Genomic DNA, 25,284 nt, shown 5'->3' on the forward strand with positions numbered 1-25,284 from the left:
TTCAGAAACATAGAAGGATATGGGCATGGGTGAGATCACCATCCTTGACGGCGGCATGGGGCAGGAACTGATCAAGCGGGCCGGTCAGGCGACGCCGCTTTGGTCGGTTCAGGCTTTGCTAGACGCGCCGGAACTGGTGCGTGCGGTGCATGACGATTTCTTTGCTGCCGGGGCCCAGGTTGCGACCGTGAACACCTATTCGGTGCGCCCGGACCGGTTGAGTCATCATGGGTTGGGAGATCAGTTCGCGGCTTTGCAGCAATTGGCATGCCGCATCGCGGTTGAGGCACGTGATGCGCATGGATCTGGGTTGGTGCTGGGCGGGATGGCCCCGCTTGGGTTTTCGTATAGGCCTGAACTGGCCCCGCCGCTGGAGCGGGCGGTCGAGGTGTTTTCACAAATGGCTGACCTGCAGGCTCCGTTTGTAGATGGATACATTCTTGAGACGATGGGCTCTGTTGAGGAAGCGCGTGGCGCGGTCATGGGCTGCGCAACGCAAGGCAAGCCGGTCTGGCTGTCGGTCACCGTGTCTGATGAGGATGGCACCCGGTTGAGATCAGGCGAGCCGCTGGTCGATGTCCTGCCGCTTTGTGAAGAGTTTGGCGTGGCGGTGCTGAGCCTGAATTGCTCATTTCCTGAAGCCATCACAGTCGGCGTGCCAGAGGTCGCCAGGAAAGGTTTTGCCATCGGTGCCTATGCCAATGGCTTTACCAAGATCGCCGACGGCTTTGACAACGACAATGCGACGGTCGACATGCTGTCGGCGCGAACAGACCTTGGACCAGAGGCCTATCTAGAATTTGCAAAGCGCTGGGCGGATGCGGGGGCCACCGTGATTGGTGGCTGCTGCGAGGTCGGGCCGGATCACATTCGCGCCTTGGCCCGGCATTTCAAAGGCACGCCGGTATGACTTCAACCTATGCCCTGCCCGGCCGGATCGTGGCCCCTGCCTTTGCAGGGTATGTCGTCTTGGCAGTGGTGGGACATGGGTTGGTCGGCGTCGATCATATCTGGCCATTTGCGGCGCTGATGATGGTGCTGATGACGGTCACCTACCCGACCGAGGCACTGTTGAAACGCGAATACCTGCCGTTGGAACTGGGTCTGGCCCTGTTTCTATCGGCGGTTGCAGTGATCGGGGCGGTGACATCGCCGCTTTTGATCATTGCAGCAATCGCAGCCCACGGGGTGCTTGATATCGTGAAATCGCGCGGATTGGGGGTGCCGTTTTTTCGGTCCTACCTGATCGGCTGCGCGGTGTTTGACTTTGGCTATGCCGCCATCCTTTTGGCGGTCTTTCTGCGCAACGGAGGTTTGGCATGACGGTTCCCAGCAACGCGCGGGTCGTGATCATTGGTGGTGGTGTCATCGGCTGCTCAGTCGCCTATCACCTGACAAAGCTTGGCTGGAGCGATGTGGTCCTGCTGGAGCGCAAGGCGCTGACCAGCGGCACGACATGGCATGCGGCCGGTCTTATCGCACAGCTGCGCGCGACGCAGAACATGACGAAGCTCGCCAAATACTCGCAGGAACTGTACGGCGGATTGGAGGCCGAGACGGGTGTCGCCACCGGGTTCAAGCGCTGTGGGTCGATCACCGTTGCCCTGACCGAGGAACGCAAGGAAGAGATCTTCCGTCAGGCGGCGATGGCCCGCGCCTTTGGTGTTGAGGTCGAAGAGATCACGCCGGACGAGGTGAAGGCCAAATACGAACATCTAAACATCGACGGTGTGACCGGCGGCGTCTGGTTGCCGCTGGATGGTCAGGGGGACCCGGCCAATATCGCGCTCGCCCTTGCCAAGGGTGCGCGGCAGCGGGGCGCAAAGGTGATCGAACGCACCAAGGCGATGGGGGTGACCCGCGATGGGCGTCGGATCACCGCCGTGCAATGGGAAAACGAGGCCGGCGAAAGCGGGACCATCACCTGTGACCATGTCGTGAATTGTGGGGGCATGTGGGGCCGTGAAGTCGGTGAGATGCTGAACACCAGCATCCCACTGCATGCCTGCGAGCATTTCTACATTGTGTCCGAGGCCATTCAGGGCCTGACGCAGATGCCCGTGCTCCGGGTGCCGGATGAGCATGCCTATTACAAAGAAGACGCGGGCAAGATGCTGCTGGGGGCGTTTGAGCCGAATGCAAAGCCATGGGCGATGGACGGTATCCCCAAGGACTTTGAATTCGACCAGCTGCCGGAGGATTTCGACCACTTCGAGCCGATCCTTGAGGCGGCATGTGAGCGGATGCCAATGCTGGCCGAGGCGGGCATTCACACGTTCTTCAACGGGCCGGAATCGTTCACGCCGGATGACGCCTATCATCTGGGCCTGTGCCCAGAGATGGACAACGTCTGGGTCGCTGCGGGCTTTAACTCGATCGGCATTCAGTCTGCCGGTGGCGCGGGTATGGCGCTAGCACAGTGGATGGAGGACGGGGCAAAGCCGTTTGATCTGGGCGATGTCGATATCGCGCGGATGCAGCCGTTTCAGTCGAACAAGACTTATCTCTACGAGCGGTCGAAAGAGACACTGGGCCTGCTCTATGCCGACCACTTCCCCTATCTGCAAAAAGCAACAGCGCGGGGCGTCCGGCGGACGCCGTTCCACAATCACCTGCTGAACCACGGTGCCGTGATGGGCGAGCTTGCCGGTTGGGAGCGCGCCAACTGGTTCGCGCGCGGATCGCAAGAGGCAGAGTACCAGTATTCGTGGAAACGTCAGAACTTCTTTGAAAACGTCGCCGAAGAGCACCGCGCCGTGCGCGAGAATGTGGCGATGTATGACATGTCGTCCTTTGGCAAGATCCGCGTCGAAGGGCCGGATGCGACCGCCTTCATGAACTACATCGGTGGCGGGCAGTATGACGTGCCGGTGGGCAAGATCGTCTATACCCAGTTCCTGAATGCTCGCGGCGGTATCGAGGCGGATGTGACCGTGACCCGCCTGTCGGAGACAGCCTATCTGGTCGTGACCCCTGCCGCGACGCGTCTGGCGGATCAAACGTGGATGGAGCGGAACAAGGGTGATTTCCTTGTCGTGATCACCGATGTGACAGCGGGCGAAGGCGTACTGGCTGTGATGGGTCCGAACAGCCGCAAGCTGCTGCAGGCGGTGTCGCCCAACGATTTCTCAAACGAGGTGAACCCATTTGGCACAGCGCAAGAGATTGAGCTGGGCATGGGGCGCGCGCGTGTCCACCGCGTAACCTATGTGGGTGAATTGGGGTGGGAGGTTTACGTGTCCTCTGACATGGCCGCCCACGCGTTCGAGACGCTTCTTGAGGCCGGTCAGGACATGGGGCTGAAGCTGGCCGGGATGCACATGATGGATACTTGCCGCATCGAGAAAGGCTTCCGTCACTTTGGCCATGACATCACGGCAGAGGATCACGTGCTGGAGGCGGGGCTTGGCTTTGCGGTGAAGACCGACAAGCCGGACTTTATCGGGCGTGAGGCGGTTTTGCAGAAAAAGGAAACAGGGCTGAAGAACCGCATGGTGCAGTTCAAGCTGACCGACCCAGAGCCGCTTCTTTATCACAACGAACCGATTGTACGGGATGGAGAGATCGTGGGCTATCTAGCCTCGGGGGCCTATGGTCACCATCTGGGCGGGGCCATGGGGCTGGGCTATGTGCCCTGCGCCGGGGAAACTGCCGCCGAGGTTCTGGCGTCGACCTATGAGATCGACGTAATGGGCACCCGCGTAAAGGCAGAGGCGTCATTGAAGCCAATGTATGATCCGAAAGGAGAGCGGGCGAAGGTATAGCGCGTTCGCAACGAGGACCGTCTGCCGCATTTGGATCTGATGTCGACAGCATCCTTTTGGTCTGCCGTGCCGGGTTGGCGCGGCTGGCTACTTTGCAATGTATGCCTCTTGAGTGCGTGTGCTGCCCCTTGTTGGAGGGGCCGCGACCTAGGTCGCGGCTCCGATCAGCCCATTCCCAAACCCTGAGCTTACCCCACCGTTCGTAACACGTGCGGCTGAACCCATCTCCAATTTAGAATCGTGCATATTGCTGTCTGATAACGCTAGCAGCGTGTGCGTGTGCCGCTTCTTATTTTTTGCAAACTCGCCCCGTCAGCGTTTGCAAAAAATGACACCACGAAGTCAGACAATCTTAACATTGCAAGACTGCTGAGCTGCGAAATGAAGCAATATAAGTTTCTGTTTTTAAAGATTTATTTTTGCTTCTTGAATTTTTGCAACTGGGTATTTGCCAAAAAACGCACCTGATTTGCTTTCAGTTCTGCTGCGGTTTGCGCCTACGCTTTGAAGGCAGACACAATTCCGTCTCCAATTGGGTGGTGGCAAAGAAATGCTTGAACTCCTGACAATACTCACCGCGATGCTTGGCGCTGGCGCCATGATGTCCGGTGCAGAGGACGGCGATGATGAACCGAACAAATCAGACCGCGACGTCGCATTCGAAGCACTCGGCGAAGACGCACTGAACACGCTCTCTCTAGCAGACCTCATCCAAGATGATTTTGGAGGCGACCTTAATGGCAACGACCACGATGACGACCTCTTCGAAGTTTTTGAAAGCGGGCCGACAGACGGCTATGGCTCTGAAGACATCATCGAAGGGCCTTGGAGTGACGATCTCATCGGTCGCGCAAACGATGTACTTGAAGAAAGCCCCGCCTTCCAAGTCATCGACGGAACCGCACAAGAAATTGCCCTGAATGGTGGCGATGGGAACGACGACCTGATCGGTGGAGCAGGCGATGATCTGATCGAGGGCGGCGCGGGTTTTGACGTCATTGATGGCGGCGACGGGAACGACACCATCACGGATACATTTGCTGAGGCAGTGGCTGACGCAGGGTTTAGAGCAGAGATTATAAACGGTGGTGCTGGCGACGATGTCATCACTGCAAATTCCGCCCTGTTGAATATTCACGGCGGTTCCGGCTCGGACGTTATTGAAGGGCGCGGTCGCGAAATCAACCTCGATGGCGGCGATGGCGACGACTTTGTCATTGGCGTCGGCTTCGGAGAGGAAACCGCAATTGCCGAGGGTGGCCAAGGCAACGACTATGTCTTCATGCAAAACTCATCACCTGATGGTTTTGCGGTCAGCAATGGCGGAGCGGGAAATGACATTGTTGTCGGAGAAGTTCTCTCAACGATTACCGGCGGTGAAGGGAACGACACGTTTATTGCCGCTGGAAATGCGCAAGACGGCGCGGAATTGAGTGATACACGCTCCGGTGGCACTTTTGTCTTTGATTATGACCCAAGCGAGGATTTCATCTTTGTCGACATTGACAGCTTGAAAGTCTCCCTGGCAAACCAAGGGCTGTCTTTCGATCAAGACAACCTCATTAAGCGCGAAACTGTAATGAGTGACGGCACTGCCCTCACACGTATTGAATATGCAGATGAAAATGCTGCGGAAACAATTTCAATCGCATCTCTTATTGGAGTTTCCGCGGACGATTTTGATGTCAGCGACCTGATTATTGGTGAGCTGACCTATGACAATGGCGTCGCCCGGTTGGACACAATCGTATCGGGCGACGTTGCTAGCTGGTCCAGCAATACAGGCTGGCGACTTGATGGCGGTGTCCTCACCGGTGGCTAGCGTCTCAATCTAACCCTTTTCTATCAGGCTGTCTCGACAACTGCGCCAGCATGGCTGGCAGGCGGCTCGATAGGTGTGTCTTCTCAAGTGATTGGTTTTTCGAGTTATTTTACAACCCGCAGGAGCATAACTCATGCCACCTATTTTAGATGAAGAAACCGTCGACTTCCTGCAAAACGCTGATCAGGTCAACCAGACTGGCAGCCACGGGGACCACCACGGGGGTGGTCACGGGGACCACCATGGGGGCCATCACGATGGCGGTCACGGAGACGAAACATTTCTGGTTTCGCACGACGGTGGTCAGAAACACACCTACGCAGGCGGCGGTGATGATATTATCGAAATGTATTTCGAACGCGTCTATGAGAACGTATTTGAACAAGGAAATCATGCTCGTGGCGACATAGCAAATGCCGCCCAGGCCGACGGATTCAGTGGATTGGAGCCCGGAGTTAGCGAGCTGAGATACAATCCAAACGACCGTCACAATCCCATCAACTTTGATTTCGGTTTCGACAGATTTATTTTTTCTGATACCGCAAACGTTGTTGGCACAACGACGGTCATTGGTCGATTTGAAGATTTTGATTTTTCACGCGACTTGCTCTTTCTCGACCCCAGCAACCTTACCGACATCGAATTCAACCATCACATGCGTTCCGACAACGCATTGGATTTTTATAACTTGCCATCGAATGTTTCGGTTGTTCGGTTCAATGGCCAGTTCAACGATTATGATGATGATCCGCAGCTGTGGATCCGCATCGTTACCGGCGGTGGCGGTGTCATCTTTTATGCTTTGGAGGGCGCGCGCGTTGACATGAATGGCGACGGCCAGAGCAATCCTTTCCTGGGCAATGGGCCGGATTTCATTAACCAAGAAGCACATTTCCTTGCGCCGGGGTTTGTCTCTTACGAAGAGATCATGGCGTTGGAAGCCGTCGACTTTGTCGACCCTATGAACTTTGTGCCCCAATGGTACGAGGATTTGTTCCCTGAACGAGACACCTATCAGGATGTCGATGCGCGGTACCAACAGGTCTATGACAATGAAAAAATCATTCGTACGGACGCGGCCGAAGGTATCGCCGGTGGTTTGAACGACGACTGGATCGAAGCGCTTGGCGGAGATGATCACGTCTGGGGCGGCAGCGGTCACGACATGATCCTTGGCGGAGACGGTAACGATCACCTATGGGGCAACAGCGGTCGTGACACGATCGATGGTGGCGCTGAGAACGATGTGATCCACGGCGGGCTCGGCAACGACAGCGTGTCCGGCGGCATGGGTGACGATAGCATCGACGGCGAGGATGGCGACGACCACATTGAAGGCAATGCAGGCAACGATACCCTGACGGGCGGTGCAGGCAGCGATACATTCGCTTTTCAGAGCAGCGATACCGGGACCGACACAATCCTCGATTTCCAAATCAACTCTGACATCCTGATGTTGGATGGTGCCGTCGTGGCGTGGGGTGATGAGACCGTGTTGGTATCAGGCGGCACAAACGGCGTCCCACTGTCGCTGACTTTGGGATCGCAGACGGTGCTTCTCACTGGCGTGACGATGGAAGACTGGCTGCCAGCAGCACCGATGATCTCAATCACGGGAACCGACATCGTCGACGTTCTGATCGGTGGCGACAACGCCGAGGAAATCCTTGGAAATGGCGGCGACGACATGATCCAAGGAGATGACGGCGATGACGCTCTCTCTGGCGGCGACGGAAACGACACCATTTATGGTGGCGCAGGCAATGATACCATCGACGGCGGAGACGGCGATGACTTCCTCGAAGGCAATGGCGGGGAGAACTTGCTAACCGGGGGGCTGGGCAGTGACACATTCGCATTCTCAAGCCAGACCACCGGCACCCACACGATTACAGATTTCGAGATCGGCACGGACGTTCTGTTTTTTGACGGGCTGCAGGTCAAATGGGGCGATTACGCGATCACGACCTCTGGCGGTGGGAATGGCCAGGCTCTCAGCATCACGCTTGGGTCGCACACTGTTCTTCTGGAAGGCGTCGGGATTGGTGACTGGCAACAAGTTCAACGTGTCCCTCGACCTGATCCGAAGCCAGTTCTGGAAGAGAAGCAGACCATCACCGGGACGGATGACGGCGAAATTTTGAAAGGTCACGCTGGTGCTGACACAATTCTCGGCCTTGGCGGAGATGACTTTGTCTATGGCCAGTCTGGCGGTGACACCGTTTACGGCGGTGCAGGTAATGACGTCCTAAGGGGCAACGGCGGTGACGACGAGCTGCGCGGTGGATCAGGCGACGATCGGCTGATTGGGCATTCAGGCGACGACGTCTTGATCGGTGGAACGGGCAAAGACGTGCTGTCCGGCGGCGACGGTGCTGATCGCTTCATATTCCGCGAATCCGATGTCGCCATCACGGCATGGACCGATGACAGCGCCATTGACATGATCCTTGATCTTGATCTTGCGGTCGACACAATCCGGCTGGATTTCGCAGACACCTCACAAAGCGTGGGAACGTATTTTGGAGTGTGGGCAAATCAGTCGATGGACTACGAAGGGGAAACCTATGAAGGCGTCTTGATGCGCCTGAAAGGTGCCGACGGGATCGCGGATAATCAATTTATCTTCATCGCCGGCGACCATACCAAGACAGACCTCTTGGACATCGTTGAGATTGTTTGAACCGTCAGGGCCGATTGAGTGACTGGCGTCCGCATGGGTCACTGGAATTGGCTTGATAAAAAAGGTGGCGGATCTGCAATGCTGCGACCCGCCAACAAAATTCGTCTGGTTCAATGAAAGCTTGCTGGTGCGCGCTTACGCCCGGCCCTCAAACAAACAAGAAATCATCAATGCTCATCGAGCTTGCGACGATGTCATCAAGCGTGATGGTGAAAGTCAGATCCTTGAATTCGCTGCCCACCAGCCCGGCTTCGCTGCTCACGGTCAGCACGGTGTCATTGCCAACCTGTTGTGCGGCGATGGTGATGTCGCTGCTTGATGCGTTGCCGAAATTCGCGCGGTGATCGAGGACGGAATCGCTGCCGTCTTTGGCCCCGCCCACAAGGAACAGCGTCACCGAGTCCCGGCTGAGCAGGAGTTCCGACAAGACAAGAAGGTCTTCGCCTTGGGTGAAGTCAGTGACCAGATCCCCGTCATTGGCAAGTGTGAAGACAAAGCTGTCCGCGCCGCTGCCGCCGGTCAGGGTGTCAAAGCCTTCGCCGCCGGTCAGGGTGTCATCGTTTGCACCGCCGTCCAATTCATCGTCGCCGCCTTCACCGTTGAGCGTGTCGTCGCCGCTATCGCCATTGATGCGGTCAGCGTTTTCACCAGCTGTGATGTCGTCATCGCCGCCGCCGGCATTGATATCGCCCTGCACCTCACCGGTGTTGATAAACGTATCACTCGAATTCGACAGGTTAAGATTGCCGAGAATCTCGCCTTCGTTGATACCCGCGCCCACACCTGATCCGAGGTTTACGTCGTCGCCGAGGGTGCCACGGTTGACAAAGCTGCTGACGCTGACAGTCCCGGTAATGGTGCCGCTGATAAACCCTTCGTTGGTCAACGCGTTCGTGCCGCCACCGAAATCGATGCTGCCAAAAATGTTGCCGGTGTTGATGACCGTGTCGTTGAAATTCGCTAGATCGAGGAACCCGAAAATGTCGCCTGAATTCTCAATCGTGGCAGCGCCCGCGATGTCGAGTTCACCACGAATGTTGCCCGTATTTTCAATCGTCGTCGTAGACGCAGCGTTGCGGATCCAGATGGCACGGACCCCACCTGACAGCATGTCGCCGGAGTTAAACAGATCGACCGTTGCACCAAAAACTTCGACCACGGCCTGATTCCCGGTGGTCTGCATCATCCCGGAATTGGTGATGTTCCAGTCAGTGATATCCGAAGAAAAGGACTCAAGAAGAGCCTGGCTGCTTTGCGAATAGCTCAGGATGGAGCCGGTGTTCACAAAGTTCACAGCCCCCATATACCCAGCGAACAGGAACGCCTCTTCTACGGTGATCGTCCCCGCATTCGAGAAAATAAGCGGAATGACCTGATTGTTTGAGTCCCCGACCAGCACAATGCCGTCACCGTTTGTCAGAATTGTCGAGGTCGCGGCGACCGTGATGTTCACTTCGGCGGTGCCAGTGATCGTTTCGCTGAGGATGTCTTCGTTGGCGTAGATGTCGCCCGCGATGCCGAGGTAGACCGACCCCATAGCCAGATCGCTAAATTCAAACGCGGCCAGCCCGGATGACAGGAGATCTACTCCATCAACAACAAAGACTTCGTCATCCGGATTGACCACATAAGGTACGGTTTGGTCGGAAGTGATAAATTCAACAGCCATGTTTTCCCCCTAATACGCCAGGGCAAAATCAGAACGCCCCACCCAACAGACAGTCTGTTTGCAAATCGCCTGTATGACAAGTCAGGTAAACATGGCCATTTTCAGCCATGGATTGAAATGCCGTAACCAACAAACCGCTTAGGGTGTTGACGATCCTGAAATCAGCGAACGCGCCCCCTTTTCAGCTATCAAACGAATTGAAAACCTTGGAAAAAGCTGGAGGCATGGCTTCCGCATGGTACACTTGGGCGCAGATGACGACCTTACTTTTTTGCTCCATCAGGCGAGCGGCGTTCTCGCTTCTGTTTGTGGCTTTGGGCCTCGCCGCTCACGCACAAAACCAATCGCCTGAACCTCTTCTCGTTCCGTTCACGCCCCGTCCCCCGTTGATGGAGTTCAACGCGGCAGGCGAGCGAAGTGGCTTCTTCGTTGAACTCGCCAAAGAAATCTCCGCGGAGATTGGAGTGGAAGTAAGGTTCCGTGACTACGCGTCTCCTCCCGAAGTGATTGCCGCTCAGATTTCTGGAGAGACACAGCTCTTCGCCGGAAGCTCTCGGCACAGTCAACTCCGCGACACCACGCTTTTTTCCATTCCGGTTGCCCAAGAAGAATTGAGGCTGACAGTCCTGTCGGAACGCGCAGACGAATTTGGTCCTGATGCTTTTGAAGGAAAGCGGATCGGGCACGTCAAATCCATGCTGGGATACGGTGGAGAAGCTCTTTTTGATCGGAACACGCCGATTGAATTTCCAACCACTGAAGCTGCCGTGATGGGCTTGCTGCTTGGGCAAGTCGACATACTGCTGATACCGAACACCGTTGTCTATGACATTGCACGAAGAGCGGGCGCTGATGGGCGTATTCGATTTGTGGGTGAGCCCCTGAAAACAACGGATCGGATGGTGTCGCTTCACAACAGCCGGGCGGACCTGTTGCCCGCCATCAATCGCGCCATTACGCGGATTGAATTTGATGGACGGCTAGAGGCACTTCGTCAGCGCTATAGTCTGTTCGTGCCGCCGCCCGCACCTGACGTGCTCAGCGTGGCAATTGCTCACTCCCCACCTTTTGGCATTTTAGAGGACGGCAAACCTCCCTCAGGTTTTTCTGCAGAAGTGATCCGCGATCTGATGGAGCGCGCGGGCCTAGAGTTTGCATTCGTGGAATTGACGCTAGAGGGCTATTTCGAAGCATTCCGGTTAAAGCGTCACGACATCATTCCTGCTGTGCTCGCGTCGGACGAGGCACGCGCGCTCTATGATCTAACCGACACCATCGATTTGAACCCGCTGGCGGTTCTAACCCGAGAAAACGGCAGCTTTCAGAGTCTGGATGATCTGCGCTCCGCGCGAGTTGGCGCGCTTGAAGATACCGTCATTGCGTTGCGAGAAAGCGATTTGACGTTCAACGAAGCGATCAGTTTCGCTGACTACGGGCAATTGGACGCAGCTTTGGCCGGGGGCGAGATCGACGCGATCATCGAAGTTGAATCTGCGCTGGAGGCCGAAGGACTGACGACAAAATACCTGTCTCTCGGTTCGCCGGGATTTGCCTTGGAAAACGCAATTGCTCTACGTCCCGGCCTTGGTTTTGCCCGAGAACGGCTGAATGCCGTCATCCCCGGATACCTCCTATCCGACGATTACCTGGCACTCCGCGAGACGTATTTTGGTGAGCCGGTCTATTGGACGGACGAGCGAATTCACAATCTTCTTATGCTGGTTGGCGGTGGCTTCCTTTTGGGCATGGGTTCAATTCTGGGTCTTTGGTACCGGAGCCGGGCTTTGAAAGTGGCCCGCAACCAATCCATCAGTGCGAAGGAAGAGCTGGAAACGATCTTCAACGCAGCGACGAGCGGCATTGTCGGTCTTGATGCAGAAGGCGCTGTTGTCCGGATCAATGCGCAGGGGCGCGCCTTGTTGGGGCAATCGGGCCCTGTGCCATTTTTCCTGCCCGACCATGTCCGCTTTATCGACATCGAGACCCTTAAACAGACGGACAAGAGCAATCATCCCTTCTCACGGGCAGTCGCGGGTCAAGAGCTTGATGCGGAGGTCTGTCTTCTTGATCTTGGCGAGGGAAAAAACCATCGCCGCTATGTCCGTATCTCAAGTGCACCGTCCGCAGATGCGATTGACGGCGTCGTCGCTGTTGTCGTGTTGGACGATGTCTCGAACGAGGAGCGTAATCGCCGGGTCATCGAGCGTAAGGGCCGCCTAGACGCCCTTGGCCAGCTGACCGGCGGAATTGCGCACGACTTCAACAATCTCTTGGCGGCACAGCTCATGGCCGTTGAGGGAGCCACGGAAACCTCGGACGCGTCGACCCGTGCCGAGATGCTACAGATGACGACGGACTCGATCCTACGGGGCCGCTCTTTGACAACGCGACTGCTGTCCTTCGCCCGCCAGCAACCGGGTCTCGCGACATCCAGAAACACCGCTGAAATCCTCTCTGATTTCGAAAAACTTGTGCGCCCGCTGCTGGAAAAGAACGTCGCAATCGAGATCGACAAGGTCGACAAAGACCTCTTTCAGTTCTGCGACCCGACACAGCTTGAAACTGCCCTGATGAACTGTGTTCTGAACAGTCGCGACGCCATCCTTGCTGCAGGCAAGGGCTCAACGATCAGGCTCTCTGCACGGTCCGTCGATGGCAAGAGCGTTGGAATCGATCCGCCCGCCGATGTAGCCCCCTATCAACAAGCCCGCTTTATCGAGTTCTCGATCACCGACGACGGTCCTGGCATGGATGAAGAGACACTGGCCAGATGCACGGACCCGTTCTTCACCACGAAAGAGACGCATTCGGGGACCGGTCTGGGGCTGGCCATGGTCTTTGGCTTTGCGCGTCAAAGTGACGGCGACCTGCGGATCTACTCGGAAGAAGGGACTGGAACGACCGTTCAACTCCTCATCCCGAGAGGGACCGATCAGGGCCAAAAGGAAAAGCCCGTCGCACTTGAGCGTGTGCCCATGGGCCATGGCGAAACAATTCTCGTGGCCGAGGATGAGCCCCTGCTGTTGCGCTTGGTAAAGACGGCGCTGGAGGACCTCTCTTACAAGGTTGTTACGGCTGATAACGGCGACGAGGCATTTGCCCTTGTTCAATCAGGGCTGTCCTTTGATCTTTTGCTGACTGACGTGATGATGCCCGGTGAGCTTGGCGGTTTCGATCTGGCAAGAAAGTTGCGAGAGATCGCACCAGACAAACCCGTGATCTACATGTCCGGCTACACAGGCTTTACCTCCGCTGAAATGGGAACTGTCAAAACACCGCTTATCCAGAAGCCTGCGACAAAGGCAGAGATTGCGAAGGTCTTGGAAGAGACACTCAGAGGCTGAGCCGCCGGTGATTTGATCCGATGGCGCGAATGCCCGGCGTGGCTAATTAAGCTGAAAATGCAGTGGGTATGCCCCGTCCTGAAAAGGACCAAACAGATCACCAATATCCGGGTGATCCACAGGCTCACCCGAGTAATCAGCGATCAGGTTCTGCTCGGACACATAAGCCACGTAGTAGCTTTGGTCGTTTTCGGCCAAGAGGTGATAGAACGGCTGTTCGCGCCGAGGACGGCTATCCTCGGGGATGGCGTCGTACCATTCCTCGGTGTTCGAGAACTCAGGGTCCACATCAAAGACAACCCCGCGAAACGGGTGTTTTTTGTGCCGAACCACTTGTCCCAAGTGGTATTTGGCGCGTTGTTTCAACATAGCGTTGCCCTTCCAACGCGCTTACTACGCAATCAGAGACCCAAGTGTCGATGATTCTTCCCAAAAACCCAAGGAAACAGTGTGTGAACCTCGCCCTGACAGTGCTTGAGATTGTGACGCCGGTCTTTGCGCTGGCTGGGATCGGATTTTTGTGGGTCAAAGCCGGGTTCGAGTACAGGGTAGAGTTTGTCACGCGGCTGTCGATGACGTTGGCGGTGCCGGTCCTGATCTTTGTCGCGCTGGTCGAAACCGAGGTGACCGCGCAGGTGTTGACGCAGATCAGCCTGGCGTCGGTTGTGGCATATGCGGGTGTTACATTGGCCTGTTGGGTGGCCGTTTGGCTGACGGGGCTGAACCGGCGGACCTATCTGGCTCCGATGATCATGGCGAATACGGGCAATATCGGTTTGCCGCTCGCGCTCTTTGCGTTTGGCGAGACTGGGCTTGGCTTGGCCGTCGTCGTGTTTGCGATCATGGCGATCTATTCCTTTACCTTCGGGGTCTGGCTGGTGGCGGACACGTCCAATCCGCTCACCGTGATCAAAGAGCCAATGGTAGGTGCAACGGTCCTTGGTGCTCTGTTTCTGTGGCAGGGGTGGGAACCGCCAGCGGTGGTCATGAACACCCTTGGGCTGATCTCGCAGCTGGCCATTCCGCTCATGCTGATCACGCTAGGCGTCGCGGTGGCGCGGCTGGCTCCGGGGAACCTCACCCGGGCGGTGTGGGTGTCGCTATTAAAGGCTGCGATTTGTGTTGGGATCGCGTGGGTCGTTGGGCGTTGGTTTGAATTGCCGCCGGTCGCTTTTGGTGTTCTGGTGCTTCAGCTTGGGACGCCCGTGGCCGTCACGAATTACCTTCTGGCCGAAAAATACGGGGCAGATAGCAACGCAGTGGCAGGTTTGGTCGTGGTTTCAACCCTGCTGTCTGTTGCGCTGCTTCCGCTAATTCTTGCCGCAGTGCTTTGATCCGGCGAAAACGTGATTTCCTGCAGGCCGTGTTTCGGGTAAGATCAGGCCAATAAAACAAGAAATGGCGAGTGAGGCATGAGCAGAGCTATCTTCGCCCTGATCCTGATTACGCTGGTGGCCGCATGCGGTCGCCCCGGTGGGTCTGGGCGCGCCCCGAACGATTTGGACAACGCGTGTTCCATTGTGAACCAGCGGTCCGGCTATTTGTCGGCCTTCAAGGCGACCGAACGCAAATACGGCGTGCCGGTCGCTGTTCAGATGGCGACAATCTATCAGGAATCCAAGTTCATCTCGAACGCGCGGACCCCGTTCCGCTATACGTTGGGTGTCATTCCCACGGGACGCCAATCCAGTGCCTTTGGCTATGCGCAGGCGCTGGATGGAACATGGGAAGAATATCAGCGGCTTGAGAACAAGCGCCGCGCACGGCGTGACAACATCCGCGACGCGACCGAGTTTATGGGCTGGTACATGGTGCAGTCCAACCGCGAGCTTGGCATTCCCCTCTCAGACGCAACCAATCAGTATTTGGCCTATCATGAAGGCCGCACCGGCTACCGACGCGGGACGTATCGGTCGAAAGCATGGTTGATGCGCGTGGCACGGGAAGTGGGCGACCGGTCGGTGATGTACCACAATCAGCTCAAGCGCTGCCGCAAGGTTTAAGGGAAAGCAGCCCCGGACTTGATCCGGGGCTGCACCTATCAAAAGGGCCTTAGTTCGCCCAATCGCGCATCTCGGCGCGGATGTTGAACAGGCGTTCCGGCACGCGCCCCCCGATTTGCAGATCGCCAAGGATCACGGTCGTTGATCCGCCCTGCCCGTCATTGATGACCCATTGGCGCAGCTGCACCGGGTTGCCGGTAAAGACGAGGTCGATCGAGCCGTATTCCGGATTTTCAGGGTCCTGCGCACGCACCTTTGTGGTGGGACCATCAACGGTATGGCCTGTCACCATATTGGCGCGACCCAGATTGACGTTATCCGCGAGAATGATGCTCAGCGGTGTTTCGCGCAGCGGATACCGCGTGGGTTCATCGCTCCGCGCATCAAAGACCGCCAATTGACCGCCCCCGGCGATCACCATCGTTTTCTCTGGTGGCGCGTATTCGAAACGAACGCGACCGGGCCTCTTGATGTAGATCGTCCCCGTGGAAACGGACCCATCCGCGTTGACTTGAGTAAAGGCGCCTTGGGCCGTTTGCAGGCCATTCAGATACTGGCTCAGTGTTCCAAGCGGCAGCTTTTGCGCAAAAGCCATAGATGGCAAAGTCGCGGCTAAACCCACTGCAAAGGCACTGGCCATAACGGAGCGGCGCGTTAAATCCATGGTCAACCTCATCGTTTTGATGAAACCCATGTAGTGGCTTCGCATTCAGGACCCAAGTGATATGCGATATCGTCAACATCAGTTGACACTCATTTTTATGAGGTAAGTTGACAAATTTTTTGGTAGAGAGGTCGGAATCGGGGGCGCGATCGTATGGACAAGACGAAAGAAGGCCAATTTGATCACGACCTAGGCAAGGTACAGGATGCCGAACGGCTGACTGCTTTGCAAAAAACCGGACTCTTGGACTCTGCTCCCGAACGGGAGTTTGATCGCACCACACGGATCGCGACCCGCGCACTGGGCGTTCCTGTTTCACTGGTCTCCTTGGTCGACGAAGACCGTCAATTCTTTAAGTCGCAGGTCGGCCTGTCCGGATTAGCCGAAAAACGGCGTCAAACGGGTTTGTCGCAATCGTTTTGCAAACACGTCGTGGCAATGGACACTCCCCTGATTGTCGAAGATGCACGCGACCATCCGATCGTGCGCGAGAACGAGGCCATCACGGCGCTGAGTGTCGTTGGGTATGCGGGCATTCCAATTCACGCACCAGATGGCCATGCAATCGGGTCTTTCTGTGCGATCACGCCCGAACCTCACAATTGGTCCGATGACGACATAGCGGTTTTGAAAGATCTCGCTTCGATGATCGAAACGGAACTGCGTCTGCGTCATGAGGCCTGGCAAAGACAGCTATTGATGCAGGAAATGTCCCATCGGTTGGGCAACCTGTTCACGCTGGCCGCTGGCATGGTTTCGCTGACATCGCGCACAACCGCGACCAAAGAGGACATGACCAATGTTCTACGCGGGCGTCTGACGGCGCTGTCCAAAGCACACAACATGATCCTGCCAGACTTATCGCTGGACCAATCCTCACCGAAATCCGCCGGGCTTGCCCAACTTGTTGCAACAATTACCGAGCCGCACCTGTCATCCAAAGAACGGTTGACCATCGATGGGCAGGCCATGACGGTCACCTCTGCCGCCACGCAGGCCTTTGCGCTTGTACTTCATGAACTGGCGACGAATGCGGCCAAATATGGTGCCCTATCAGCGGGTGAGGGCTGGCTTGAAGTGTCTTGGAATACGGTTGGTCACAACCTCGTTCTGGACTGGACCGAACAGGGCGGCCCAAAGATCACCGGCTTACCAGAGCGGCGCGGTTTTGGCTCGCAATTGATCGATATGACGGTGCAGAGCGACCTTGGCGGCAGTCTTGAGACTGAATGGCTGCCAAACGGCCTACACGTGCGTCTAACGGTTCCGCTTGATCGGGTCGCAGCGGCGTAGGGCCGCGACCCGACAGGATTTCCATTAAACCTGCTCAGGCACCAGGATTTCACGCTTGCCGACGTGGTTTGCCGCGCTGACGACGCCTTCGTCTTCCATCTGCTCAACAAGACGCGCGGCCTTGTTGTAGCCGATCGCCAGTTTGCGCTGGATGTAGGAGGTCGAGCATTTGCGGTCCTTCAGGACAATCGCGACCGCCTGATCATACAGCGCATCTTCTCCGTTGGTGTTGCCGCCAAGGCCAAGCACCGCATCGATGTCGCTTTCCTTGTCCTCTGCAGGACCGTCCAGCACACCGCCGACATAATCGGGCGGACCGTAGGCCTTGAGGTAGTTGACGATCTCTTCAACCTCTTCATCCGAACAGAACGGGCCATGCACTCGAGTGATTTTCGCGCCGCCTGCCATGTAGAGCATGTCGCCCATACCCAGCAGTTGCTCGGCACCCATTTCACCAAGGATCGTGCGGCTGTCGACCTTGGACGTCACCTGGAACGAAATCCGAGTGGGGAAGTTCGCCTTGATCGTACCGGTGATGACGTCGACCGAAGGACGTTGTGTCGCCATGATCAGGTGGATACCCGAGGCCCGTGCCATCTGGGCCAGACGCTGAATGCAGGCTTCGATCTCTTTACCGGCAACCATCATCAGGTCGGCCATCTCGTCGACGACCACAACGATGTAAGGGATCGTCTTGGGTGCGAATTCCTCGGTCTCGAACACGGGTTCGCCCGTGTCATCGTCAAAGCCGGTCTGGACTGTCCGCGTGAACATCTCATCCTTGGACAACGCGTCGCGCACGCGGCCGTTGTAGCCTTCGATATTGCGAACGCCCATCTTGGACATCTTGCGATAGCGATCCTCCATCTCGCCCACGACCCATTTCAGGGCGACGACCGCCTTTTTCGGGTCAGTCACAACAGGCGAAAGCAGGTGCGGGATGCCGTCATAGACGCTGAGTTCCAGCATCTTTGGGTCGATCATGATCAACCGGCATTCCTCTGGCGTCAGCTTGTAAAGCAGCGACAGGATCATGGTGTTGATGGCCACTGACTTACCCGAACCGGTCGTACCGGCGATCAGCAGGTGAGGCATCTTGGCGAGGTTCGCGACGATGGGGTCGCCACCGATATCCTTGCCCAGCGCCAGCGGCAGACGCATGTTCGTGTCGCCAAAATCACGGCCAGACAGGATTTCGCGCAGCACAACCTTTTCGCGGTTCGCATTGGGCAATTCGATACCAATGACCGAGCGTCCCGGGACCGTAGACACACGGGCGGAGAGCGCCGACATCGACCGCGCAATGTCATCCGACAAGCCAATCACGCGAGATGCCTTCAGACCCGGCGCAGGCTCCAGCTCATACATGGTCACAACCGGACCGGGGCGAACGCTGACGATCTCGCCTTTGACACCATAGTCATCCAGCACGTTTTCCAACATGCGGGCATTTTCTTCGAGCGCCTCATCGCTAAGGTGATGGCGTTCGACGGTGTCAGGCGATGTCAGTAGCGACAGCGGCGGGTGTTCGTATTCCGGCGCGGCCACCTCTTCGAAGGCAAGCGACGGTTGCGCTTCAGCCTTGGCACGCGTCGATGGTTGAATGGCTTTCTTTGGCGGGTGCTGCACGACTTTCTTGGGCTCTGCGACCGGGATCGTCGGACGCGGTTGCGCCATTTGAGGTACGGGCGCCGCCGCCGGCATCATCGCATCAAGGTCTGTTGGCACCGCATCCAGAGCGATGGGCGAAGCCTCTGGAGCGGTATCGACTGCAAAGTCTTCGAGCACCGTTTCCTCTTCGGGTGGTGTCAGCTCAAACGGCTCTGTCGGCGGCGACAGGTTCAAGGTCAGCGGACCGGAAGACACCTGATGGACCGCTTGCGCAGCAGCCACCGTCAGTTCAGGGGCGGCTTGGGCGGCCAAATCAGGCGCGGTTTCGGGAGCAACCTGATCAGGATGACCGCGGGTCAGGCGCGGCTCGGCACGGAAGACAGTCGAAACTGATTGCGGTGTGATCGGATCAGGACGGGACCGCCCAGCACGGCTGATGGCGTTGGCGATCTTGGATTTGATCCGGTCATCCGATGTCACAGTAACTTCACGCTCTTCCGGGATCGTGGCTTGCACAAGCTCGGGCGCCGGCATTTCGCCCGCCTCAAAATCCGGCAACGGATCGCGACGACGCAGGGACGGCATAAAGGCCCGCAACCCACGCGGTTCTTCCGTCGGAATATCATCATAGTGATAGGCTTCGTCTTCGGCCTCATAGGCTGGATCAGCCGCGTAGGTCGTGTGGTCCACATCAGGTTCGACCACGCCAGACAGCTTACTGCGAATGACGCTGGCGACACGCGCCTTTTCGGCGGCGTCAGGTGTGGCGGCAGCCTCCATGTGCTGATGCCACAATTCTTCGTCTTGTGCCTCTGCCGCGCGGCGTTCGGCACGAGCGGCTTGCAAGTTATGCGCCGCCTGCGCGCCCATCGTCGCGCCGGTTCCAAGAATACGCACAAGGAGGGCGTAGATCAGGATCAGGCCAAGAACCATCCAGCGTCCCGTCCGTGCGAGTTCGGGCCGTGTGAAGCCCAGCACAAACAGACCCAGCGCGAGAATGGCCGCGCCCATGATCACTGAAATCAGTTTTGCACCCAGCGCAGCGGAACCGGGGACAATCTGAAGGATCATCATCAGGGCGGTGTCACCAAAAAGGCCACCCATGCCAAAGGAGTGGCTCCAGCCTGCGCCGGGGCTCAGGGTGGCGGCATAGATGGCTGCAAGCGCCAACGCGATGGGCGCAAAGATCAAACGGCCCAGCGCGCGTTCGGACCCCATATGCAGGGCAAAGCGGATACCCCATGCAGCAAGGATCACGGCAATGCCCCAAGCACCCCAGCCGATGATCATGAATAACGGTGCAGCCAATGCGGCTCCGAAGCGGCCCATCCAGTTTTGAACCGGAGCATCGGTGGCGACCATCCAGTTTGGATCGTCGGGCGAATAGGACCCGACCATCATCGCCACGACCAGCGCGAGGCCCATGAGGCCAAAGCCAATCAACTCTTTCCCGCGTTTTTCCAGCGCCGCTTGCATCGCGCTGTCAAAGAGGGGGTCACGTCCTTGCGTCGGATAAGCCATTGCCGCCTGCCTCGCTTATTGCTGCAGATGATCGCGGATCCTTGTCAGACCCTTCGTCATCTCGTCTATTGGGGCGACCAAGGCCACCCGGATGTAGTTTTGTCCGGGGTTTGTCCCCGCGACTGTTCTGCTCAGATACGCGCCCGGAAGGGTGCGCACGCCAGCCTCACGCCAGAGGCGGAGGGCCGTGGCTTCGCCGTCACCGCCAAAACGGTCGACAGGTAGCCACAGGAAAAATCCGGCTTCGGGACTTTCGTAGCCATCAAACCCGGCAAAAATGTGGTCAGCTTGAACAAATTTGGCAGAATATTGTTCGCGATTGGCAATGACGTGCTCTTCATCATTCCAAACGGCGGCGCTCACCGCCTGAATAGGATTAGGAAGAGGGGCGCCTGCGGTCGCGCGCAACCGCTTGATTTCGCCTATGGATTTCGGACCACCCGCCACGAAACCTGACCGCAGTCCGGGCAGGTTCGAGCGCTTGGAGAGCGAGTGAAATATCGTCACCCGCTCTGGATCGGCGCCGAATTTCGCGGCCATTTCAAGACCACCGGGCGGAGGAGTGTCGCGGTAAATCTCGGAATAGCATTCATCGCTGAAAATGCGGAAATCATGCTTCTCAGCCAACGCCAAAAGCTCTTTCCAGTATGCCTCATCAGCAACCCGCCCCTGCGGATTGGCCGGCGAACACACATAGGCGATGGCGGTGCGGTTCAAGACGTCGGCTGGCAGGCTGGCAAAATCCGGAAGATGGCCCGTGTCGCGCGTCGCTGGAACGTAAACCGGTTCAGCATTCACAGCGAGTGCGGCAACACCGTAGACCGGGTAAAACGGGTTCGGCAGTAGGATCGCCGGATGGTCCCCGTTCTTGGTATCAGGCGACAACGCAAGCGCCGCGCCAAACAAACCTTCGCGCGTGCCGTTCAAAGCCATGATCTGCGTATCGGGGTCCGTGTCGACACCGTAGCGGCGTGAAATCCACGCGCTGATGGCTTCGCGCAGTTCCGGCAATCCATTGTTGTCTGGGTACTTACCCCAGCCGGATTGTACCTGCCCCAACATATCAGGCAGCCAGTCCGGAAACGGATGTTTAGGCTCACCGATGGTCATGTTGACAGGAACCGCATGCCCGGCAGGGTACGGATCCAGCAACGCACGCAGGCGGGGCCAGGTGGGGTCCGGGGACGGCTTAAACCGCGCCGGGGTGAACTCGGACGTCATGGTGACTGCTCATACTGCCTCTGGGTGGGGTCTTTTGCCCCTTTGGCAGCACACTAGCGCGGGCAGGACTCTGCCGTCCAGCCTGTTGTTCCTATTCGTCTTCCCACCGTTGCATATCGCGCGCAGCAAACCAGTGCGCGAGAAGCGTCGGAACACCACGCTCGGTGGTCAGAATATCGTGGATGAAAAGCGGCGGTGTCTTACGAAGGCGAGGCGGATTGGTGGTCTCACGCGGCTCTTTCGTCGTGGAAGCGGTGGAAAATCCAAAGGTGTCCGTGCTGCTCATGTCGCTGGCTCCAACAGGGTCACATGCGTGTCACCATAGCGCTTGTGCGTCAGCGTGGCGAATCCGGGCGCGGATTGTGGGCTGCTTTCCTCCCACACGATCAGGGCGTCGGGTGCGATCCAGCCCGCCTTTGTGGCGGAGGCAAGAGCGGCTTCACCAAGGGATTTACCGTAGGGCGGATCAAGAAAGACGACATCAGCAGGCGCATCGGCGGGCGGAAGATGCTTGGTGTCTGAGGCGATCAATTGGGTCTGATCAGCTACGTCCAGCCGTTTGATGTTGTCCCGGATCAATCGCTGCGCCACCCGTCCGCTATCAACAAAGGTGCAGTGCTCAGCGCCGCGCGACAGCGCTTCCAGACCCAGCGCACCTGTTCCTGCGAACAGGTCGAGAATGCGCAGGCCATCGAAGTCGACGCGGTGCGTGAGCATGGAAAACAGGCTTTCGCGGACGCGGTCCGAAGTCGGGCGCAAATGAGCACCGGGATCGCCTTTGCCCAAGGACGCAAGCGGCCTGCCCCGGAATGCGCCCGCGATGATCCTCATGCGCGGAGCAGGGCTTTCATATCGGTGTCCGGATTTGCGATGACATCTGGCGCGGGGCTTTTACCCGCTTCGATCAAGCGTTTGCCGATCATATAGCCGCGCGGATCGTTCATCGCGTCCACGGCCAAGAGCGTCTCGCCCGCGTAATACCAATGCGACTGCGCGCCACCGTCCTTGCGGGTGATGATCCGGTCGTAACCGGTGTTCAGACCGGCGATCTGCAGCTTGATGTCGTACTGGTCTGACCAGAACCACGGCTTGGCCACATAGTCCTCAGACCCGCCCAGCATGTTGGCGGCAACGACTTCGGCCTGATCTATGGCATTCGGTACGCTTTCCAGCCGGATACGATTGCCGCGATAGGGGAAAGACGCGCAATCCCCCGCAGCCCAGATCGACGGATCGGAGGTTCGGCCATGGGCGTCAGTCTTGATCCCGTTCTCCAAGGTCAGGCCTGCCATCTCTGCAAGTCCGGTTGCAGGCGCAATGCCGACTCCGACGATGGCGAAATCAATGTCGAGTGTCTCCGCATTGCTGAGCACCGCGCCGGTCACGCGGTCATGACCGGTCAGACGCTCAAGACCGACGCCTTCGAGAATTTTCACACCATGGTCGGTATGCAGATCGCGGAAGAAGTCAGAGGTTTCCGGGCAAGCCACGCGCTGCAAAATGCGGTCAGCCATTTCAACGAGCGTGACCTGCAGACCCTTTGATGCCGCGACAGCGGCGGCTTCAAGCCCGATATACCCGCCGCCGATGATCAGGACATGTCCACCCGCCTCGAACGCTGCAGACATTGCATCAACATCGGCAAGGGTGCGGACCGGGAAAACGCCACCAAGGTCGCCGCCAATCGCAGCGGGCAGCACGCGCGGTGTCGACCCTGTGGTCAATGCAAGTTGATCGTAGCTGAGAGTCTCCTCGCCGAGGCCGATTGTCTTGGCCGAGGCGTCGATACTCGTAACCGTGGTGCCCAATCGCAAGTCGATATTCTGATCCGCGTAAAAGCTCTCCGGGCGCAAATAGAGCCGCTCAAGCTCCATTTCGCCAAGCAGATACTTCTTGGATAGCGGCGGACGCTGATAGGGCGGCGCAGTTTCTTCACCGATCAAGGTGACCTTCCCGTCAAACCCAAGTGCGCGCAGTTTTGCGGTCAGCGACGATCCGGCCTGCCCGGCTCCGATCACAACGATATGGGACATGAGCTGCTCCTTCGTGGGACCTGCTGGTCCTTTTCACAGCGGACCCTATAAATCAGGGAAACCCTGCGCAATCACGAGAAGGACGCAATAATGACCATTTCCGTCGGAGAGACCCTCCCAGAGGCCACACTGACCCGTATCGGCGCAGAGGGACCGGAGCAGGTGGCGCTGGCTGACCTGACGAAAGATCGTAAGGTCGTCGTCTTTGCGGTGCCGGGTGCGTACACGCCAACCTGTCACTCGGCGCATGTGCCTTCGTTTATCCGTACCAAGGACCAGTTCGACGCCAAAGGTGTGGACGAGATCATCTGCGTGAGCGTCAACGATCCCTTTGTCATGAAGGCATGGGGCGCGGACACCGGTGCAGCAGAAGCAGGGATCACCATGCTGGCCGACGCAGAAAGCGCATTTACAACCGCCATTGGCATGAACTTTGACGCGCCGCCAGTTGGCCTGATGGCGCGGTCCAAGCGCTATGCGATGCTTGTTGAAAACGGCGAAGTGAAAGTGCTGAACGCTGAGGCGTCACCCGGTGAATGTGAAGTGTCGGCGGGCGAAGGCCTTCTGGCGGATATGGGTTAAACCGCACATTCAAACAGTTCGTCGGGCCACCATGAGCGGCCCGACAATCCTGAGACTTGTCGTCAATTGAATTAGGCCTCTTCCCGAACAATCGTGCGTGTCGGGAATGGGATATCCACACCGCCTTCATCCAACGCCTCTTTCACTGCCCGTTTGATGTCGGCCTGATACCCAAAATAGTCTTCGGACTTGCACCAGACCCGCACCAGGAAGTCGACCGAACTGTCGCCCAGATTGTTGACCTTGATGAACGGTTCGGGATCGGCAAGCGATCGGCGGTCTTCCATGATGGTGTCGCGGATGATCCGCTCTGCCGTGGCAAGATTTGCGCCGTAGCCGACACCAAACGTCCATTCCGCGCGCCGGCGGTCGTAGATCGAATAGTTGGTGATCGTGTTCCCCCAGACCTCGGAATTCGGGACGATGATCTGAACGTTCCCGAGCGACGCCAGCTCTGTGTAGTTCAGGGTGATCGACTTTACGGTACCCATTTTACCGTTCACTTCGACGAAATCGCCCTGCTTGATCGGGCGAAAAAAGATGATCATCACGCCTGCGGCTATGTTTGACAGAGTGCCCTGCAACGCCAGGCCGATGGCAAGGCCCGCCGCACCAATGACAGCCACCACCGAGGTCGTTTGCACACCGAAAGTGTTCAGAACAAACAGGAACGCAAAGGCGATAACCGCGTAACGTGCGATGCTGCCAAGGAAATCAAAGAGCGTGTCATCCAGCGTTTCATAGCTCTGACCGATCTTGCGGATGCGCCGTCCCACCCAACCGGCAACGACAAAACCGACCAACAGGATCGCAGCGGCGGCAAGCACCGATCCAACGATTGTGGCCAGAAATTCAATGGTCAACACATCGGCAAGCGTCGTGTCTTCGTAGATGGTCGTGTTCAGCAGGTCGTTTAGCATTTTGGTCTTTGTATCCTTGAAATCTTGGTGGCCTTAACGCACCACGGCTGGGCCTGTTCCATGGGTGCTCTGCGGGGTCCGCCGCGATATTGTATCAACCGGCCAGCGCGGGCTTGCGCCACGCACTTCGTGTTCGCAATGGTTCGGGAAACCT

19 protein-coding genes are annotated in these 25,284 nt (G+C 57.5%); 10 read left to right on the forward strand and 9 right to left on the reverse strand.

The features are described from left to right. The first annotated feature begins 25 nt into the window (after nucleotides 1–25). The 5 genes from FE702_RS11200 to FE702_RS18945 all read left to right on the forward strand — a co-directional run bounded on the left by FE702_RS11200 (nucleotide 26) and on the right by FE702_RS18945 (nucleotide 8,269). Nucleotides 26–910, forward strand: a complete 885-nt coding sequence (locus FE702_RS11200; RefSeq protein ID WP_147126390.1) for a homocysteine S-methyltransferase family protein — start codon at nucleotides 26–28, stop codon at nucleotides 908–910. Further along, complete coding sequence (locus FE702_RS11205) at nucleotides 907–1,323, forward strand: hypothetical protein (RefSeq protein WP_147126391.1); 417 nt, start codon at nucleotides 907–909, stop codon at nucleotides 1,321–1,323. Before FE702_RS11200 ends, FE702_RS11205 begins: the two co-directional genes overlap by 4 nt. Continuing rightward, nucleotides 1,320–3,764 carry a GcvT family protein gene (locus tag FE702_RS11210; protein ID WP_147126392.1) on the forward strand — a complete coding sequence of 815 codons (2,445 nt, stop codon included), beginning with the start codon at nucleotides 1,320–1,322 and terminating at the stop codon, nucleotides 3,762–3,764. Before FE702_RS11205 ends, FE702_RS11210 begins: the two co-directional genes overlap by 4 nt. Nucleotides 3,765–4,314: 550 nt before the next feature. Then, on the forward strand, nucleotides 4,315–5,586 hold the full coding sequence (locus tag FE702_RS11215) for a calcium-binding protein (RefSeq protein WP_147126393.1): 1,272 nt from the start codon (nucleotides 4,315–4,317) through the stop codon (nucleotides 5,584–5,586). A 133-nt stretch (nucleotides 5,587–5,719) separates the two neighbouring features. Further along, nucleotides 5,720–8,269, forward strand: coding sequence for a calcium-binding protein (locus FE702_RS18945; RefSeq protein ID WP_147126394.1), 2,550 nt, complete (start codon nucleotides 5,720–5,722; stop codon nucleotides 8,267–8,269). Between the two features lie 148 nt (nucleotides 8,270–8,417). Here the strand turns inward: FE702_RS18945 and FE702_RS11225 are convergent, their stop codons facing one another. Next, nucleotides 8,418–9,938 (reverse strand): calcium-binding protein, encoded by a 1,521-nt coding sequence (locus FE702_RS11225; RefSeq protein ID WP_147126395.1) that lies wholly within the window; start codon nucleotides 9,936–9,938, stop codon nucleotides 8,418–8,420. Between the two features lie 254 nt (nucleotides 9,939–10,192). Between FE702_RS11225 and FE702_RS11230 the strand changes: the two genes are divergently transcribed. Beyond that, a complete protein-coding gene (locus tag FE702_RS11230) occupies nucleotides 10,193–13,282 on the forward strand; it encodes a transporter substrate-binding domain-containing protein (RefSeq protein ID WP_222611811.1) in 3,090 nt (1,029 codons plus the stop codon). A 42-nt stretch (nucleotides 13,283–13,324) separates the two neighbouring features. Here the strand turns inward: FE702_RS11230 and hspQ are convergent, their stop codons facing one another. Then, nucleotides 13,325–13,651 (reverse strand): heat shock protein HspQ, encoded by a 327-nt coding sequence (gene hspQ, locus FE702_RS11235; RefSeq protein ID WP_147126397.1) that lies wholly within the window; start codon nucleotides 13,649–13,651, stop codon nucleotides 13,325–13,327. An 83-nt stretch (nucleotides 13,652–13,734) separates the two neighbouring features. Here hspQ and FE702_RS11240 point away from each other — a divergent pair, with 83 nt between their 5' ends. Both FE702_RS11240 and FE702_RS11245 read left to right on the forward strand, forming a co-directional pair. Next, the gene (locus FE702_RS11240) at nucleotides 13,735–14,616 is read left to right on the forward strand and encodes an AEC family transporter (protein WP_147126398.1); all 882 of its coding nucleotides are present in this window, start codon (nucleotides 13,735–13,737) and stop codon (nucleotides 14,614–14,616) included. Between the two features lie 78 nt (nucleotides 14,617–14,694). Further along, nucleotides 14,695–15,285 (forward strand): transglycosylase SLT domain-containing protein, encoded by a 591-nt coding sequence (locus FE702_RS11245; protein ID WP_147126399.1) that lies wholly within the window; start codon nucleotides 14,695–14,697, stop codon nucleotides 15,283–15,285. Between the two features lie 49 nt (nucleotides 15,286–15,334). Here FE702_RS11245 and FE702_RS11250 read toward each other — a convergent pair whose 3' ends face one another. Next, a complete protein-coding gene (locus FE702_RS11250) occupies nucleotides 15,335–15,949 on the reverse strand; it encodes a LolA family protein (RefSeq protein ID WP_147126400.1) in 615 nt (204 codons plus the stop codon). Nucleotides 15,950–16,102: 153 nt separating this feature from the next. On the opposite strand from FE702_RS11250, the gene FE702_RS11255 reads away from it, so the two are divergent. Then, complete coding sequence (locus tag FE702_RS11255) at nucleotides 16,103–17,242, forward strand: HWE histidine kinase domain-containing protein (protein ID WP_147126401.1); 1,140 nt, start codon at nucleotides 16,103–16,105, stop codon at nucleotides 17,240–17,242. A gap of 24 nt (nucleotides 17,243–17,266) precedes the next feature. On the opposite strand, the gene FE702_RS11260 is transcribed toward FE702_RS11255, so the two are convergent. The 5 genes from FE702_RS11260 to FE702_RS11280 form a co-directional block, all read right to left on the reverse strand. After that, entirely contained in the window at nucleotides 17,267–20,374 is a 3,108-nt protein-coding gene (locus FE702_RS11260; protein WP_147126402.1) for a DNA translocase FtsK, read from the reverse strand. Nucleotides 20,375–20,389: 15 nt separating this feature from the next. Then, complete coding sequence (locus FE702_RS11265; RefSeq protein ID WP_147126403.1) at nucleotides 20,390–21,595, reverse strand: aminotransferase class I/II-fold pyridoxal phosphate-dependent enzyme; 1,206 nt, start codon at nucleotides 21,593–21,595, stop codon at nucleotides 20,390–20,392. A 91-nt stretch (nucleotides 21,596–21,686) separates the two neighbouring features. After that, on the reverse strand, nucleotides 21,687–21,881 hold the full coding sequence (locus FE702_RS11270; RefSeq protein WP_147126404.1) for a hypothetical protein: 195 nt from the start codon (nucleotides 21,879–21,881) through the stop codon (nucleotides 21,687–21,689). Next, entirely contained in the window at nucleotides 21,878–22,426 is a 549-nt protein-coding gene (rsmD, locus tag FE702_RS11275) for a 16S rRNA (guanine(966)-N(2))-methyltransferase RsmD (RefSeq protein ID WP_147126405.1), read from the reverse strand. Before rsmD ends, FE702_RS11270 begins: the two co-directional genes overlap by 4 nt. Further along, on the reverse strand, nucleotides 22,423–23,628 hold the full coding sequence (locus FE702_RS11280; protein WP_147126406.1) for an NAD(P)/FAD-dependent oxidoreductase: 1,206 nt from the start codon (nucleotides 23,626–23,628) through the stop codon (nucleotides 22,423–22,425). The genes rsmD and FE702_RS11280 overlap by 4 nt, the downstream gene beginning before the upstream one ends. Before the next feature lie 90 nt (nucleotides 23,629–23,718). Here FE702_RS11280 and FE702_RS11285 point away from each other — a divergent pair, with 90 nt between their 5' ends. Further along, nucleotides 23,719–24,210, forward strand: a complete 492-nt coding sequence (locus FE702_RS11285; RefSeq protein WP_147126407.1) for a peroxiredoxin — start codon at nucleotides 23,719–23,721, stop codon at nucleotides 24,208–24,210. A 71-nt stretch (nucleotides 24,211–24,281) separates the two neighbouring features. Here the strand turns inward: FE702_RS11285 and FE702_RS11290 are convergent, their stop codons facing one another. Then, a complete protein-coding gene (locus FE702_RS11290) occupies nucleotides 24,282–25,130 on the reverse strand; it encodes a mechanosensitive ion channel family protein (protein ID WP_147126408.1) in 849 nt (282 codons plus the stop codon). Between the last annotated feature and the right edge of the window lie 154 nt (nucleotides 25,131–25,284).

The organism is Shimia ponticola, assembly GCF_007995215.1.
In the GTDB taxonomy this organism is placed as follows: Bacteria; Pseudomonadota; Alphaproteobacteria; order Rhodobacterales; family Rhodobacteraceae; genus Shimia_B; species Shimia_B ponticola.

Excerpts from the sequence above, each read along its gene's own strand:
- FE702_RS18945 (WP_147126394.1), top strand. The coding sequence starts at position 5,720 with ATGCCACCTATTTTAGATGAAGAAACCGTCGACTTCCTGCAAAACGCT.
- FE702_RS11280 (WP_147126406.1), bottom strand. The coding sequence starts at position 23,628 with ATGTCCCATATCGTTGTGATCGGAGCCGGGCAGGCCGGATCGTCGCTG.
- FE702_RS11285 (WP_147126407.1), top strand. The coding sequence starts at position 23,719 with ATGACCATTTCCGTCGGAGAGACCCTCCCAGAGGCCACACTGACCCGT.
- rsmD (WP_147126405.1), bottom strand. The coding sequence starts at position 22,426 with ATGAGGATCATCGCGGGCGCATTCCGGGGCAGGCCGCTTGCGTCCTTG.
- FE702_RS11255 (WP_147126401.1), top strand. The coding sequence starts at position 16,103 with ATGGACAAGACGAAAGAAGGCCAATTTGATCACGACCTAGGCAAGGTA.
- hspQ (WP_147126397.1), bottom strand. The coding sequence starts at position 13,651 with ATGTTGAAACAACGCGCCAAATACCACTTGGGACAAGTGGTTCGGCAC.
- FE702_RS11230 (WP_222611811.1), top strand. The coding sequence starts at position 10,193 with ATGACGACCTTACTTTTTTGCTCCATCAGGCGAGCGGCGTTCTCGCTT.
- FE702_RS11225 (WP_147126395.1), bottom strand. The coding sequence starts at position 9,938 with ATGGCTGTTGAATTTATCACTTCCGACCAAACCGTACCTTATGTGGTC.
- FE702_RS11200 (WP_147126390.1), top strand. The coding sequence starts at position 26 with ATGGGTGAGATCACCATCCTTGACGGCGGCATGGGGCAGGAACTGATC.
- FE702_RS11215 (WP_147126393.1), top strand. The coding sequence starts at position 4,315 with ATGCTTGAACTCCTGACAATACTCACCGCGATGCTTGGCGCTGGCGCC.
- FE702_RS11205 (WP_147126391.1), top strand. The coding sequence starts at position 907 with ATGACTTCAACCTATGCCCTGCCCGGCCGGATCGTGGCCCCTGCCTTT.
- FE702_RS11210 (WP_147126392.1), top strand. The coding sequence starts at position 1,320 with ATGACGGTTCCCAGCAACGCGCGGGTCGTGATCATTGGTGGTGGTGTC.
- FE702_RS11250 (WP_147126400.1), bottom strand. The coding sequence starts at position 15,949 with ATGGATTTAACGCGCCGCTCCGTTATGGCCAGTGCCTTTGCAGTGGGT.
- FE702_RS11270 (WP_147126404.1), bottom strand. The coding sequence starts at position 21,881 with ATGAGCAGCACGGACACCTTTGGATTTTCCACCGCTTCCACGACGAAA.
- FE702_RS11245 (WP_147126399.1), top strand. The coding sequence starts at position 14,695 with ATGAGCAGAGCTATCTTCGCCCTGATCCTGATTACGCTGGTGGCCGCA.
- FE702_RS11290 (WP_147126408.1), bottom strand. The coding sequence starts at position 25,130 with ATGCTAAACGACCTGCTGAACACGACCATCTACGAAGACACGACGCTT.
- FE702_RS11260 (WP_147126402.1), bottom strand. The coding sequence starts at position 20,374 with ATGGCTTATCCGACGCAAGGACGTGACCCCCTCTTTGACAGCGCGATG.
- FE702_RS11265 (WP_147126403.1), bottom strand. The coding sequence starts at position 21,595 with ATGACGTCCGAGTTCACCCCGGCGCGGTTTAAGCCGTCCCCGGACCCC.